This window comes from Longimonas haloalkaliphila, assembly GCF_055379825.1.
Genome location: NZ_AP043948.1, coordinates 2,985,007 through 2,998,748, shown reverse-complemented (window position 1 = coordinate 2,998,748; position 13,742 = coordinate 2,985,007). Strand labels below are relative to the sequence as shown.

The following is a 13,742-nucleotide window of genomic DNA, read 5'->3' as shown; positions in this document are numbered from 1 at the left end:
GCATTCGAATTATGCATTCGCATCGACGCCATCTGGCGTCTCCGTGGCATCCTCGGCATAGTCTTCGTTAGCGTAGTTCTCATCAGTGTAGTCGTCATCGTCATACTCGCCGGTCGCATACTCGTCGAGGCTTGATCGCTCAACCGGGTCGTACGTTTCTTGAGGCGACGGTTCGGATTCATTCACGCCGTTGCTGTAACTCCCGAACGTGCGGTCGCGATAATAGTCGTCGAGAATCTCCTGTACATCCTCGTGCTCTTCGTTGACGATGAGCACCGTGTAGTCATACGGGTAACCGTCCCGCTTTTCCAGCCAGACAGCACCAGCGGCTTCGAGGTCGCTCACAAGTGCTTTCGGGTCGTATCCTTCGCCAAGCTCTTCCGAAATCTTCCGGAGGAGCGGCGTAAGGTAGACCTCGTCGTACTGCCCAAAAAACTCTTCGGTGACCTCAATCGTGGCCCGCAGCATCGGGTCGTCGATGGGCTTCCGCTCTTCAGGAGGAGAGCTGGCACGGGTGCGCCGACGGCTGGGGCGGTTGGCGCGCTCGCGCGAATTGAGCGTATCGCGCGCATCAGAGCCCAGCATATTTCGGGCGTCGAGGTAGGCCTCCTCTTCAAGGTACGGGGCAAGCACATCGCTCTGTGGGGGATGCACCGCTGCGACCAATGGACGAATGCCGCGCTCACGCACAGCCCGGATCAGGGGGAGGTAAGGGCGGTCGCCCGTTACGATAACAATTGAGCTAATATCAGACCGCTCGTGCAGCAGGTGGATCGCGTCTATCGTCAGGTGCTGCTCCGAGGCGTTTAGTTGGGCACCGGTTGGCGTAGACTGCGGGGCAAACCCATGCTCGTACAAGTCGGTTTCAGCTTCGCCAGCTACGTGGTCGGGAAGCGTTGCAAAGTCGGCATAGGCCCGGGCGTATACGGTGGGCGTATCATCGCCTTCTTCGAGATAGCGGCGCACTTTATCGATGATGCGCATGGCCAGTTCGTGAGGGGCCCGTTTGGTATCTTGTGCATGAAGGACCGTGTACACATTGTCGTAGTCAACAAACAGCGCCGCACGTGGGGATGAGGCGCCCGTCTGGCTTCTTGCTATAGTTGACATACTTATTCGTTTCTGGTTTGTGATTTATCTATCTTTATATGATGCCGGTGCAAGGGGCACCGGTTTGTTGCGTATGCAGCTGGGCTCGTTCATTACTGCAAGGCGTTCGGGAGCTCGTTTCTGAGCTGTAGGTGGGGAACGCACAGGCCGAGGCATGCTGCTCGGAAAGAGAAGCCCAATCGGCATGAGAAGCTCAAAACGCAGCGTGTTGGGCTACGCGCCTGAGTCGTCAGATGCCAGGTCGAGAATCGTGCGGTGGTGGTTTGTGTAGATGCAGATGTCAGCGGCCTGGCTCAGGCCTTCTTCGACGAGGGTATGAGCATCGAGGTCGGGTGCATGCTTCTTCATCGCTCGTACAGCGGCCAGAGCGAACGACCCTCCTGACCCGATGGCGATAACGTCATCGTCGGGTTCTATGACGTCGCCGCTCCCGCTCAACACGAGAAGGCGGTCGTTAGACGCTACGGCAAGCAGGGCCTCCAGGCGACGCAGGTAGCGGTCAGTGCGCCAGTCTTTGGCCAGTTCGACCGCTGCTCGAGTCACGTTGCCGCCATACTCTTCCAGTTTTTCTTCGAAGCGCTCAAATAGCGTGAACGCATCTGCTGTAGAGCCGGCAAAGCCCGCTAAAATCTCATCATTATACAGTGTGCGTACCTTCTCGGCCTTGTGTTTCATCACCGTTTCCCCCATGGTGGCCTGGCCGTCGGAGCCCATAGCAATCTGGTTGTTATGGCGAACGCCGACAACGGTAGTACCATGTAGGGAAGATGGATCAGACATATAATGGAGGGTAAGGCGTTATGGAAAAAACGTGTGTGCGGAATAGTACATGTAATACATTGCCCACCTGCTGCAGTTCGGTAACTTAGCGCGGATATTGCGCCAGTATGTTAACGATCTGGTCTTGCATCGTGCGTAGCGGACGCGTGCTCCCTACATGGTTGTTTGCAAGAACAGCAAACGCAAAAGGAGTGCCTTCAAAGGAGGTGACATAGCCCGCCAGGGCGCTGTTGTTCGAGAACGTTCCAGTCTTAGCGCGCACATTCCCGCGTGCAGCTGCGGCCCGCTGAAAGCGAAACTGTAGCGTGCCGTCGCGCCCGCCCACGGGAAGGGAGCGAAGGAATGCGCGACGTATATCCGAATCGGGGTGGTCATGCATGTAGACAAGCACCCGCACCAGAGCCTCGGCAGATACGAGGTTGTAGCGTGAGAGGCCGGATCCGTCAACCAGGCGTGTGCGCTCGGGTGCCCCACCAGCACGGTGGATGAGACCACGGACCAGATGCAGGCCGCGCTCTCGGGAGCTTGTTACGGACAGGGAGTCGCCGTGGGCCATGGCTCCCAGCGTATGCAAGAGCTGCTCGGCATAAAGGTTGTCGCTGTCCTGGTTTACCGTCTGTACCAGCTCCGACAACGGGGGCGAGTGGACCGAGGCCAGTGTGTCGTACGGAGCGGGTGGAGCATCAAGAAGCCGTACGGTTGTGGCACCGTCACGAACCGATATGCCTGCTTGGTCCAGCGTTTCAGTGAATACATAGGCAGAGAACAGGGTCGGGTTGTCAATGCTCACCCGAAACTGGGTGGACCGCCCCGTGGGGATAGTGCCCTGCACATGAATGGTGTTTTGGCCGAGATCGCGCTCAAACCGTCGCCAGAGCTGTTGCCCGCGTTGCCCGCGCTCCAGTTGATGGCCAACTGTGACGTACGAGGTGTTGTGAGGGAGCCAGCGGACCCGAACGTTGTCGCTTCCCTGAAGGGCGTCGAGCGTGATGCGGACAACGTTGCCGTAGTACGAAAGCGCGCTGCTCTGGGCGGCATAGCCATACGGAATGTCGTCCCAGCTCCACCCGGGTGCCATGCTGGGCATGTCAAAGAGCGAGTCGTCGCCGATAACCTGGCCGCTTACCTCCTCAATGCCCATGCGCGAGAGGCCCTGTGCCCAGTTGGTAAAGATGGATGAGGTAGCGCGGTGCTGGCCGAGCGAGGGGTCGCCGGCGCCATGCAATACAAGATCGCCGCGGACCTGCCCGCCTTCAACCGGCCCTGTTGTAGTGAGCACAGTTTCATATCGAAACGCCGGCCCGAGTAGCTCAAGGGCCGCTGCTGAGGTAAGGACCTTAACCGTTGAGGCCGGTATCATGCTGGCCTGTCCGCGATAGTCTACAACAGGCTCTCCGGTATCCAGATTGACTACCATTACGCTCCAGGTACCGCCTGAATCATGACCCTCGACGGTGGCACGAATCGTGTCGCGCATCTGGGACTGCCACGAGTACTGGCTAACCGCAGGGGCTACATCCACCAAGACAAACAGGGCGGCGATGAGTAGCGTGGAGATGCAGTGTTGAGAAACTATCCTCATAAGAAAAAAGCGATATATCTGAGTCAGAGAGTAATGACGTAGAAAAGGGATGCAGTAATAGATAGAAAGATAACTCGTCTGGCACACGCCATGACATTTCAGAACCTGTTTTGATTTTTTTTTGCTTTGGGCTCCGAGGCGCTTCATTCGCGTACCACGACAGATCGGTTTCGCATCCATAAACCCGTATCAATGCTATTAGATGCGTTGCAGATAGATGCATCGTGCATAGATAAATGCGCTGCAAATAGATCGGGTGCAGAGCGCGCAGCAATGCGGATAGTACCGCAGGGAGATCAGAGGCAAACGACAGAAGAGACCAAGGCAGAAGCGTCTGAAGAAGAGACCTATGTTGGGCTTACCAGCCGAGGTGGCCGGAAAGCTTTGGCGCGTTTACCGTAGTGGTGGGATGGTATCGGCGGTGGCAAGGTCGTACGAGGCCGGCCGGGCACGCAGCACAAACGCATGGTCGAGATTGTATAGGGCAACAGCAGGACGTATAACAATAGTGAGGTCGTTGCGACCCTGCCGCGGGGCGACGTGTTCAATCGTTCCGATAGGCCATCCACTGGGAAAGACGCCGCTATGTCCGCTCGTTACGACACGCTGCCCGTCTTCCACCGGCTCGGTCTTGACGACATGCTGCATCGAAAGCTCGTTGAGATGATCGCCCTCCCAGCGGATAATTCCCTCTGCGCCAATCGATTCAACTTTTCCGGGGACGCGAAAGTCGGTATTTAGGAACGGCATGACGCGTGAAAAACGGCTTCCTACGAAGAGGACCGTTCCTACAATACCTTCTGGCGTTACGACGGGCATGTCTGGTTCGACGCCGTGCTGGCGTCCCACATCAATAGTGAGAAGGTTCTGTTGGCGCGTTAGGTCTTTTTGGAGCACGCGTGCTGCTACGAGCAGGGTGTCAGACAGCGTGGTGTCGGCACGGGTCTGCAGGGTGAGCATTGCCTCGAGTTCACGGTTGCGGTGGCGCACGTCGCGCGAGCGAGCGACCTCGCCCGCCAGTTCGATGTTGCGGGCGCGTAGCGCCTCGTTCTCCTGAAGCGCGTTCACGTAGCGCCCCATCCATGCAAACTGGTTGTCGAGGCGAGCAGTTACCTCCATCCCATAGGTGCGCAGCGCCTGGTTCATCGGACGGTTGGCCGTGAACAGAATCGTGAAGGCCAGAAGCAAGAGTCCGAGAAAGACGCCCCAGTCACGCAGCTTGTCCCATTGAGAGGAATCCATTTATCTGGGGTATTGGCCGAGAAACCCTACGCTATGGCTACAGGATGCCACGATAAGATGCTACACGAGCACACGTTTGTACTGCTCCAGATTTTCGAGGACTTTACCGGTGCCGCGCACAACGGCCGTCAGCGGATTTTCGGCTACATACACAGGAAGCTCTACGCGGTCGCGCAGCATCTCGTCGAGGCCATGCAGCATAGCTCCGCCTCCCGTAAGCATAATGCCCCGCTCAAGCACGTCGGCGCCGAGCTCAGGAGGGGTGCGCTCCAGGCAGCGCAGCACGCCCGCCGCGATCTGGTCGAGGTTGTCGCGCAAGGCTTCGCGTACGTTGACGGATGAGATGGACCGATCTTTGGGGATGCCGCTCACAAGGTCGCGACCGCGCACTGAAAGCTCCAGTTCCGTTTCGAGCTCGATGGCGCTCCCAATCTCGCATTTGATGCGCTCTGCGGTGCGGGAGCCGATCAGCAGGTTGTGATTGCGCTTGAAGTACTGCACGACGGACTTGTCGATCTCGTTGCCCCCTACGCGAATGGACTCATCGATCACGATGCCCGAGAGCGCGATCACTGCAATCTCGGTGGTGCCGCCCCCGATGTCGACCACCATGTTTCCGACGGCTTCGCTTACGTCAAGTCCGATCCCAATAGCTGCTGCCATAGGTTCGGAGATGAGGTGCACCTTTTTGGCCCCGGCATGCTCGGCCGAATCCCGCACGGCCCGCTTTTCCACTTCGGTAATGCCGCTGGGCACGCAGACCACCATAGAACGAATAGACGTAAACCAGTTACGCCGTACCTTCTGCATGAGACCGCGGATCATCTGTTCGGCGACCTTGAAGTCGGCGATTACGCCGTCTTTAAGCGGCCAGATGGTTTCGATATCCTTGTGGGTGCGCTCATGCATCTGCAGCGCTTCGTGGCCAATTTCGCGCACCTCACGCGTGCTGTGGTCAACGGCGACAATACTGGGCTCATTGAGCACGATGTCCTGGCCGCGAATATAAATCAGCGTATTGGCCGTGCCCAGGTCAATAGCTACGTCTTGCGTGAAGTTGAAAAACATAAAGGAAGAGAGCGTTCAGTATGATAGGGGAACCAGGTGGGGAGCGTGGAACACAGACCGACATGCTCAACGCCCGTGGTTTAATGCAGTCACTGTATTCGTTCTTCCCATGCGCTGCAGGGAGAAAAGATTCCAGCAGGGCGTGCAGCAAGGGTCAGTGGCAGAAGTTTCGCTCGCCCGTGCATACCATAGCGATGTCGTGCGCATCGGCGGCGGCGATAACCTCATCGTCGCGAATGGACCCACCAGGTTGAATAGCACCGGAAATGCCGTGAGCGGCGGCAGCTTCAAGGCCATCAGCAAAGGGAAAGAAGGCGTCTGAGGCGATTACCGCGTCGTCGAGCGAGAGGGATTCGTTGCGCGCCTTCTGCACAGCGATCTCGGACGCGTCGACCCGGCTCATCTGCCCCGCGCCAATCCCCAGGGTGCGTCCGTTGCGGGCGTATACGATGGCGTTGCTTTTTACGTGTTTAACCACACGCCAGGCAAAGTGGAGGTCGGCCCACATCGCATCGTTCGGAGCCTTCTCGGTAACGACCTGCCACGCAGAGCGGCTTTCAGCCAGCGGGGCCGATACCGGATTCCGATCTTGCACCAGGAGTCCGCCAATCACTGAGCGTACTTGCAGGCGCGGATCGTTACGTAGCGCACCGGTCTGCTTGAGGATGCGGCGTTTCTTCTTCTCTTGGAGCAAGGCAAGCACGCCGTCTTCAAATTCGGGGGCAATGACAACCTCTGTGTAGATCGAGTTGATCGCTTCGGCAGTGGCGCGGTCAAGTGCCTGGTTCACCACTACGATACCTCCAAACGGAGATTTGGTGTCGGTCTCGAAGGCACGCGTATACGCGTCGAGCAGCGTGTCGGCGGTGGCCACTCCACAGGGATTGGTGTGCTTCAGGATGGCACAGGTTGGCCCGTCAGACTGAAACTCGTCGATCAGGGCCAGGGCGCCGTGCACGTCGATCATGTTGTTGTACGACAGGGGCTTGCCGTGCAGCGGTTTTACGAACGAGAAGGGCGTTCCGTAGAGCGCTGCGCGCTGGTGTGGATTCTCACCGTAACGGAGCGACTGGGTTTTGCCTTCGACCGCAATGTACGGCTCGGGCAGTGCATCGTCGCTGTGGGGACTGCCCAGGTAGTCGGCGATAGCCGTATCGTACGAGGCGGTAGCTGCAAAAGCGCGTCCGGCCAGGCTTCGACGAAGCGGTGCAGGCAGAGCGCCGTCGTGCTCGTTCAGCACTTGGATGACGTCATCGTACTGGTCGGTATGCGACACGACGCCGACGTGCCGGTAGTTCTTTGCGGCTGCACGGAGCATTGTGGGGCCGCCAATGTCGATAAACTCAAGCAGCTCTTCCTCACTGAGGTCGCCCCGGTGGCGCGCCTGCTGAAACGGATAGAGCGAGCACACGACCAGGTCGATCGGTGCAATATCGTGCGCGTCGAGCTCGTCAAGGTCATCCTCACGGTCGCGCCGTGCCAGCAGTCCAGCATGAATAGCAGGATGCAACGTCTTTACGCGCCCGTCGAACATCTCCGGCGCGCCGGCTACGTCCGATACGTCGGTAACGGGCAGGCCTGCATCGCGCAGCGTACGGGCCGTTCCGCCCGTTGAGATCAGCTCTACGTTGTAATCGTGCAAGGTCTCGGCCAGCGGGATCAGTCCGCTCTTATCGTATACCGAAAGCAGTGCGCGGCGGATGCGGGGCGGAGCGTCTTCGTTAGCCATTTCGGTAGATGCAGGTCGGGTAGAAGCCATTCGGAGACTCAGGAGGATGAAAGAGAAAAATCGTTTTGCAGCGTGACCGTGCGTTTCTCGACATTGACTGTGCCAAGCGCAAACGCGCGCAGCACGGCCGGGTAGAGCTGGTGTTCTACCTGCAGCACGCGTTTCTGGAGCGTGTTGGCCGTGTCGTCGGGGCGTACCGGGACGGGGCGTTGCGCTACAATCGGTCCACTGTCATAGGCAGCGTCGACCAGATGCACGGTTACGCCGGTCCAGTGCACGCCATAGTCGAGCACAGCCTCGTGCACATGGGAGCCGTACATCCCTTTGCCGCCAAACGCAGGAAGGAGCGAAGGGTGGATATTTGTAATACGCTCTGGATAGGCCTTTAGTACAGCGGCGGGAATTTTCTTCAGGTACCCGGCGAGTGCAACAAGCGAGGGGGCCCACGTCGAGAGCGTGGCCCGCATGGCTTCGCCAAACGCTTCAGTCGTGTCGTAGGCCTTCGGGTCCAAGACCGCGGTGGGGATGTCGTGCCGGGCCGCACGGTCGAGCGCGCCCGCCGTAGCCCGATCGCTCAGGCACCCTACTATCGTAGCAGGAAGCATGCCGGATTCGGCGGCGTCGATGATGGCTTGCATGTTCGTTCCGCCTCCAGAAGCACAGACGGCGATGCGAAATTCGTTCATGGGGCGCGTGCAGACGAGACGAAAAGGGAGGGTTGCATCCCAAAGAAGAATGCAGACGTTGAAAGACAACGGTTTTCTGACAGTAGCCTTCTACAACAGTCTTCTGTAGATCCGTGTCTTGTTTAAAGGGAAGTACTGCAGCGCAGAAGTGCCACTGCTGAGGTCCAGGTTACGTATCAATTTGCCTAATATTGCGATACGAACGTAGATGACGTGCAAAAAATAGCCTGGAAGCGCTACCTATGTGCATCGGGGTAGCATGTGAGCGTCTGCGTGGTGTTGGTCAGGTGGAGGCGCACGGGCACGCCCATCGGGAAACTGTGGCGGGGAAGCAGGTGGCCGTATGGCACATGCGAAAGCACTGGATAGGGACGGCCGCCGAAGTAGTCGATGAAGACATCGCGCATCGAGAGGGGCGGCGGCGTTACCGTCTCAGGCGTGGAGAAGCGCCCGAGCACGACGCCAGCAAGGGCATCAAGCACGCCAGCGAGCTCCAGGTGCATAAGCATGCGATCTACTGCATAGGGAGGTTCCTGCACGTCTTCCAAGAGCAACACAGCACCGCGCAGGTCGGGCATGAAGGGAGTGCCCAGCAGACGGGTCAAAATAGATAGCGTGCCGCCAAGCAAAAGGCCCGTAGCGGTGCCGGGCGAGAGCGTTTCAGGAGGTGGATCCCTGTCGGAGCGCATGTCGCTCCAAGTCATCGTGTAGGGACGGGGGGCGCTTACCTGGAATATTTCGCGGCACATAGCAGGGGAAAGCTGGTGCCACTCGGTGAGCACTGGACCTGAGATGCTGGGCCATCCGAGGCGATGCCAGCAGGCCAGTTGCAGCGCCGTGATGTCGCTGTACCCGACAATCCAGCGCGGCGTAGCGTTACGTAGGGCATCCCAGTCAAGATGAGGAAGAAGCCGCAACGAGCCATAGCCGCCGCGTGCACAGAGCACCGCGTCAATGTCGGGGGTGCAAAGGGCGTCTGTAAGGGCGGCAGCGCGCGGGGCGTCGGGCATAGACAGGTAGCCATGCGGATGGCTCGGCACATAAGCTCGGTCAACGTTCCAGTCGCGCTGTAGGGCGTGCATGCCAGCGATGTACGTGCCGGGTGTGCGCGGCGCGCTGGCCGGAGCGACGACGTGGACCCGCGCCCCGGCACGCAGCAGAGGCATCGATACAGGCAGGGCAGGCATGCAGTGGGGAAATGGGTAGTGAGGTAGGTGTGTAGCAGAGAAGCGTATGGTCACGACGGCCGTGGCGCAGCGCGCTCAGTTGTCGGAACTGCCAGCGTTTTTCCGTGAGCCCTTCGCGCTCTGGCCACGCGAAGGCGGGCCTGGTGCATCCGGCTGAGGAGACAGGTCGTCTTCACCGGTTTCTTGCTCCATCTTTTTGATGCGCTTACGGTCGCGCAGTCGCGATGGCACCATGGCGAGCGATCCCACGATCACGCCGAGCACAAACGTGAAGGCAAGCACCAGGGCAGCGGATCCTTCGGTGCTAAAGAACAGCAGGTATACACGAATGGGCTGGGTGTTCTGGAGCGTAAATAGAACGGCTACCAGGAAAACCACAATAGCTCCCACAACGGCAAATCGTGTGCGAATCGAAGAGAAGTCGGGCATATCAGGCGGTAAGATAACCAGTGAGAGCAACGCGGGTTAGCAGGGACTGTACCCTACGTATCCCCAAAGATAGGGGATAAGACAAAGCGGATGCAAACAGCGGGCCCTGAGTCTTATAATTCTCGTCACAATTAGGTAAGATGCGATCTCTGTCGCATCGCGCGCGTAGTGAATATTCCTTTGCTACCAGAAGGTAGTGTCGTAGGTTGTTTTGAGATCTATCTGCTATATTTATGGACACCCAGACCAAGCCCCGGCTGGACATCTCTACGAGCAAGCGCCGCTACGACGAGGCGCAGCATCGCATTCCCGGAGGGGTGAACTCCCCGGCGCGGGCATTCAAAAGCGTGGGCGGTACGCCGCTCTTCATTGACCACGCTGAGGGCGCGTACATGACCGACGTTGATGGCAATCGCTATATCGACTACATCGGGTCGTGGGGGCCGATGCTCTTCGGCCACGCACACCCGGATGTAGTGCGCGCTGTTCAGGAGGCGGCCACGTCTTCTACGTCGTTTGGCGCTCCAACTGAGATCGAGATTGAAGTCGCCGAGCTGGTCTGTGAACTGGTGCCTTCCGTCGAGAAGGTCCGAATGGTGAACTCGGGTACCGAAGCCACCATGAGCGCAGCGCGCGTGGCACGTGGGTACACGGGCCGCGACAAGATCATCAAGTTTGCGGGTAACTACCATGGCCACGGCGATTTCTTCTTGATCGCCGCAGGGAGCGGACCGCTCTCACTCGGCGAACCAAACTCGCCGGGCGTCACCGACGGCAATGCCAAAGACACACTCTTGGCACGCTACAACGATGCCGAGCATGTGCGCGAGCTTGCGGAGTCGTACGAGGGCGAGGTGGCCTGCATTATTGTGGAGCCGATTGCAGGCAACATGGGGTGCATTCCGCCCGAACCCGGCTTCCTCGAAGAGCTCCGCACCATCTGTGACGAGCACGGTATCGTCCTCATCTTCGACGAGGTCATGACCGGATTTCGTGTGGCGCCGGGCGGTGCGCAGGAGCGTTACGGCGTTACGCCCGACATGACGACGCTGGGCAAGATCATCGGCGGGGGGCTGCCAGTGGGCGCATATGGGGGGAAGAAAGAGATCATGGACCACGTTTCGCCCGAGGGGCCGGTCTACCAGGCTGGTACGCTCAGTGGCAATCCGCTTGCGATGCGAGCTGGGCACACGGTGCTCTCAAAGATTGCCAACGAAAAGGAGACGATCTATCCGCAACTGGAGCGCTACAGTGAGGCGCTGGAAGAAGGCACCCGCGAGAACCTGGAGGCGCTCGGTCTCTCATATTACACCACACGTGTAGGTGCGATGGGCACCCTTTTCTTCTCTAAAGAGCGCGTGACCGACCTCGATGGAGCCAAGGCCTGTGATACGGAGGCCTACGCGGACTACTTCCACGCGATGCTGGAAGAAGGTGTCTACATGGCGCCTTCGCAGTTTGAGGCGTACTTCTTTGGGACAAAGCATGGAGAGGACGAACTGGAAGCTACGCTTGCAGCACAACGTGCGGCACTGAAGCGTATACACTAAATAACGCCAAATACCCTGTCAGGGAGAGGAGGCTCCCCACAGTAAACCAAAACCCAAACAGGTTCCAAAAAAGGGCCGATCCGGAGAAGTCCAGGTCGGCCCTTTTGTTTGTATGGAGTGTGTTTGTTTAGGGCTGTTTGAGGCGCGCGCGCGAGGCTGAGCGTGTGTGAAAGCAGTCCGCGGGGCACGCTTTTGACAAGTAAGTGTCTTCTGGGCGGGGGCATTATGGGGTACTGTGCAGATTACCTGAGCGCTGTGTCAGGGCGTCCACATACGGATGCCGCGTTCCTTGGTACCTGAGAGCACATAGCGTCCATCGGGAGAGAAATCGATTGCGCTAACCCCTTCGCCGCTTTCGCCCTCAAAGAGATAGCCGAGGCTGCCGTCTTCCACCTTCCAGAGGCACACGTTCAGGTTACTTGTTCCAGAGATCGCAAACTGACCGTCTGGAGAAAAGGAAACGGCGATCACCAGTCCTTCGTGACGGTCGAACGTGCGCAGCAGTTTTCCTGACGATGCGTCCCAGAGGCGAGCGGTCATATCGTCGCTTCCTGAGAGCACGTACTGGCCATCGGGCGAGAACGCGACCGAGAACACATAGGCAGCATTCCAGTCGCTGGTGTCGAGCTCCATGACCTGTCCGCCAGACTTGACGTCCCAGATGCGCAGAGCGCCCTGGCCTGTACCGGTAACGATACGTGAGCCATCGGGCGAGAATGCAGCGGAGAAAACGGGCTCTTCGTGCTCATCGAACGTATACTCGGGCTCTCCGGATTTGACATCCCAGATGCGGAGCGTCCCCCCCTGGCCTGCTCCGCCCAGAACGCGGTTTCCGTCGGGAGAGAAACAGGCTGTCAGGACTGAGTTAGGGGAGGTTTCGAGGTTATGGTGCAGGGCGCCTGTTTCGAGGTCCCACAGCTGCAGGGTGCTTTCAGAAGTGAGGGTAAGGAGCATCGATCCATCTGATGAAAGGTCAACGGCTATCGGGTGTCCATCAAGGCCATTGATGGTCTGGACGTCGTCGCCCGATACCACTTCCCACACTTTGGCTTCGCCATCGCTTCCGCCGCCGAGTGCATACTGGCCGTCGGGCGAAAACGAGACGGCATTGACCCAGTCGGCTGTGCCTTCGAGGCTACGCACAATGCTGAGGTTCTGTCGCTGTGTTCCAGAGGCAGGGGCTGCTGCTCCTGTATCTGGGGAGGCGGTTGACCCATCATCGGGCACGTCTTTGGACTGGAAGATCTGCGTCTGGGCGGGTTGGTCGCCCGAGCCGCCTTCGTCGCCAAGCCGGATGGGGCCGGCTTCGGGGGCGCTTTCGCTTCCATCAGAGGGGGTGGGGATGTCCACATACTCCCCTGGGTCCTGATTACGCAGCGCCTCGGCGAGATCATCGCAAGAGGAAAACCGGTCGTCGACGTCCTTCATGAGACACTTAGCAACGACCTGCTCCAGCCATTCTGGGATTTCTGGGCGAATCTGTCGTGGGGGTTTGTATGGCTCGTGGAGCACCTTGTACACAACACTCATAGGGTGCCCTCCGGAGTGCGGTAGTTCTCCTGTGATGGCCTCATAGAGTACAACACCGAGGCTGTAGAGGTCGCTTCGCGGCTCCACCTCGGTACCACGCGCCTGTTCTGGACTCATGTATTCGGGCGTGCCGAGGACCGTACCCGTCTGCGTGAGGCGGGCCTCCGACGAAGCGTATGCAATACCGAAATCCATCAAAACCGGCCGGCCGATATCGGTGATCATGACGTTTGAGCCTTTTACGTCACGATGAATCATGTCTTTCTTGTGCGCATAGGCAAGCGCATCAGCGATGGGCGTGATGATCGAAACAGCCTCATCGCAGGGAAGACGCCCGTCTTCCTGAATCATCTCGTGGAGGTCGCGCCCGCTCAGGTACTCCATCGCCATGAAGTGGACCCCGTTGGTCTCGCCCTCATCGATAATCGTGACGATGTGTGGATGGTTAAGTCGGGCAGCGGAGCGCGCCTCGCGATGGAAGCGCTCCAGCATTTTCTTGTCGTGCGAAACGCCTTGAGGAAGCACCTTCAGCGCAATATCGCGCCCAAGGCTGCGCTGCTTGGCTTTATAGACAATAGCCATGCCGCCGCGGCCAAGCTCTTTCTCAATCTCATAGTTCTCGTTGAGCGCCTCACGAACCAGCGTTTCCGGGTTTCGGATGCTGGTTGTTGTGGTTGGGGGATCCTCCAGCCATTCTTTGCAATGCTTACATTTCCGCGCTGCAGCCAGGATTTCCTCGTTGCAGTACGGGCAGCGCTTGGTAGCTTCAGACATAGGGTAATGAGTCGTTGGAGAAAGACCATCCCCCCACCAATCAACAGGGGGCCATGCGTATGGCAGAGCGAATGT

The 13,742-nt window shown here is 58.7% G+C and carries 11 protein-coding genes; 1 reads left to right on the top strand and 10 read right to left on the bottom strand.

What is annotated here, in order from left to right:
• Nucleotides 1-9 precede the first annotated feature (9 nt).
• The 9 genes from ACZ48V_RS11715 to ACZ48V_RS11675 form a co-directional block, all read right to left on the bottom strand.
• Nucleotides 10-1,110 carry an NYN domain-containing protein gene (locus ACZ48V_RS11715; protein ID WP_464539360.1) on the bottom strand — a complete coding sequence of 367 codons (1,101 nt, stop codon included), beginning with the start codon at nucleotides 1,108-1,110 and terminating at the stop codon, nucleotides 10-12.
• A 213-nt stretch (nucleotides 1,111-1,323) separates the two neighbouring features.
• Entirely contained in the window at nucleotides 1,324-1,890 is a 567-nt protein-coding gene (gene hslV / locus ACZ48V_RS11710; RefSeq protein ID WP_464539358.1) for an ATP-dependent protease subunit HslV, read from the bottom strand.
• Between the two features lie 85 nt (nucleotides 1,891-1,975).
• Nucleotides 1,976-3,472 carry a D-alanyl-D-alanine carboxypeptidase/D-alanyl-D-alanine endopeptidase gene (dacB, locus tag ACZ48V_RS11705; protein ID WP_464539356.1) on the bottom strand — a complete coding sequence of 499 codons (1,497 nt, stop codon included), beginning with the start codon at nucleotides 3,470-3,472 and terminating at the stop codon, nucleotides 1,976-1,978.
• A gap of 393 nt (nucleotides 3,473-3,865) precedes the next feature.
• Nucleotides 3,866-4,714, bottom strand: a complete 849-nt coding sequence (mreC, locus tag ACZ48V_RS11700) for a rod shape-determining protein MreC (protein ID WP_464539354.1) — start codon at nucleotides 4,712-4,714, stop codon at nucleotides 3,866-3,868.
• Between the two features lie 60 nt (nucleotides 4,715-4,774).
• Nucleotides 4,775-5,782: a rod shape-determining protein gene (locus ACZ48V_RS11695; protein WP_464539352.1), complete on the bottom strand. Its 1,008-nt coding sequence runs from the start codon at nucleotides 5,780-5,782 to the stop codon at nucleotides 4,775-4,777.
• Nucleotides 5,783-5,936: 154 nt separating this feature from the next.
• On the bottom strand, nucleotides 5,937-7,541 hold the full coding sequence (gene purH / locus ACZ48V_RS11690; protein WP_464539350.1) for a bifunctional phosphoribosylaminoimidazolecarboxamide formyltransferase/IMP cyclohydrolase: 1,605 nt from the start codon (nucleotides 7,539-7,541) through the stop codon (nucleotides 5,937-5,939).
• Between the two features lie 8 nt (nucleotides 7,542-7,549).
• The gene (gene purN / locus ACZ48V_RS11685; protein WP_464539348.1) at nucleotides 7,550-8,197 is read right to left on the bottom strand and encodes a phosphoribosylglycinamide formyltransferase; all 648 of its coding nucleotides are present in this window, start codon (nucleotides 8,195-8,197) and stop codon (nucleotides 7,550-7,552) included.
• 236 nt (nucleotides 8,198-8,433) lie between these two features.
• The gene (locus ACZ48V_RS11680) at nucleotides 8,434-9,384 is read right to left on the bottom strand and encodes a S66 peptidase family protein (RefSeq protein WP_464539346.1); all 951 of its coding nucleotides are present in this window, start codon (nucleotides 9,382-9,384) and stop codon (nucleotides 8,434-8,436) included.
• Between the two features lie 75 nt (nucleotides 9,385-9,459).
• Complete coding sequence (locus ACZ48V_RS11675) at nucleotides 9,460-9,813, bottom strand: LapA family protein (protein ID WP_464539344.1); 354 nt, start codon at nucleotides 9,811-9,813, stop codon at nucleotides 9,460-9,462.
• Between the two features lie 233 nt (nucleotides 9,814-10,046).
• Here ACZ48V_RS11675 and hemL point away from each other — a divergent pair, with 233 nt between their 5' ends.
• Entirely contained in the window at nucleotides 10,047-11,363 is a 1,317-nt protein-coding gene (gene hemL / locus ACZ48V_RS11670) for a glutamate-1-semialdehyde 2,1-aminomutase (protein ID WP_464539342.1), read from the top strand.
• Between the two features lie 258 nt (nucleotides 11,364-11,621).
• Here the strand turns inward: hemL and ACZ48V_RS11665 are convergent, their stop codons facing one another.
• Nucleotides 11,622-13,667 (bottom strand): WD40 repeat domain-containing serine/threonine protein kinase, encoded by a 2,046-nt coding sequence (locus ACZ48V_RS11665; RefSeq protein ID WP_464539341.1) that lies wholly within the window; start codon nucleotides 13,665-13,667, stop codon nucleotides 11,622-11,624.
• Between the last annotated feature and the right edge of the window lie 75 nt (nucleotides 13,668-13,742).

Excerpts from the sequence above, each read along its gene's own strand:
- ACZ48V_RS11715 (WP_464539360.1), bottom strand. The coding sequence starts at position 1,110 with ATGTCAACTATAGCAAGAAGCCAGACGGGCGCCTCATCCCCACGTGCG.
- hslV (WP_464539358.1), bottom strand. The coding sequence starts at position 1,890 with ATGTCTGATCCATCTTCCCTACATGGTACTACCGTTGTCGGCGTTCGC.
- dacB (WP_464539356.1), bottom strand. The coding sequence starts at position 3,472 with ATGAGGATAGTTTCTCAACACTGCATCTCCACGCTACTCATCGCCGCC.
- mreC (WP_464539354.1), bottom strand. The coding sequence starts at position 4,714 with ATGGATTCCTCTCAATGGGACAAGCTGCGTGACTGGGGCGTCTTTCTC.
- ACZ48V_RS11695 (WP_464539352.1), bottom strand. The coding sequence starts at position 5,782 with ATGTTTTTCAACTTCACGCAAGACGTAGCTATTGACCTGGGCACGGCC.
- purH (WP_464539350.1), bottom strand. The coding sequence starts at position 7,541 with ATGGCTTCTACCCGACCTGCATCTACCGAAATGGCTAACGAAGACGCT.
- purN (WP_464539348.1), bottom strand. The coding sequence starts at position 8,197 with ATGAACGAATTTCGCATCGCCGTCTGTGCTTCTGGAGGCGGAACGAAC.
- ACZ48V_RS11680 (WP_464539346.1), bottom strand. The coding sequence starts at position 9,384 with ATGCCTGCCCTGCCTGTATCGATGCCTCTGCTGCGTGCCGGGGCGCGG.
- ACZ48V_RS11675 (WP_464539344.1), bottom strand. The coding sequence starts at position 9,813 with ATGCCCGACTTCTCTTCGATTCGCACACGATTTGCCGTTGTGGGAGCT.
- hemL (WP_464539342.1), top strand. The coding sequence starts at position 10,047 with ATGGACACCCAGACCAAGCCCCGGCTGGACATCTCTACGAGCAAGCGC.
- ACZ48V_RS11665 (WP_464539341.1), bottom strand. The coding sequence starts at position 13,667 with ATGTCTGAAGCTACCAAGCGCTGCCCGTACTGCAACGAGGAAATCCTG.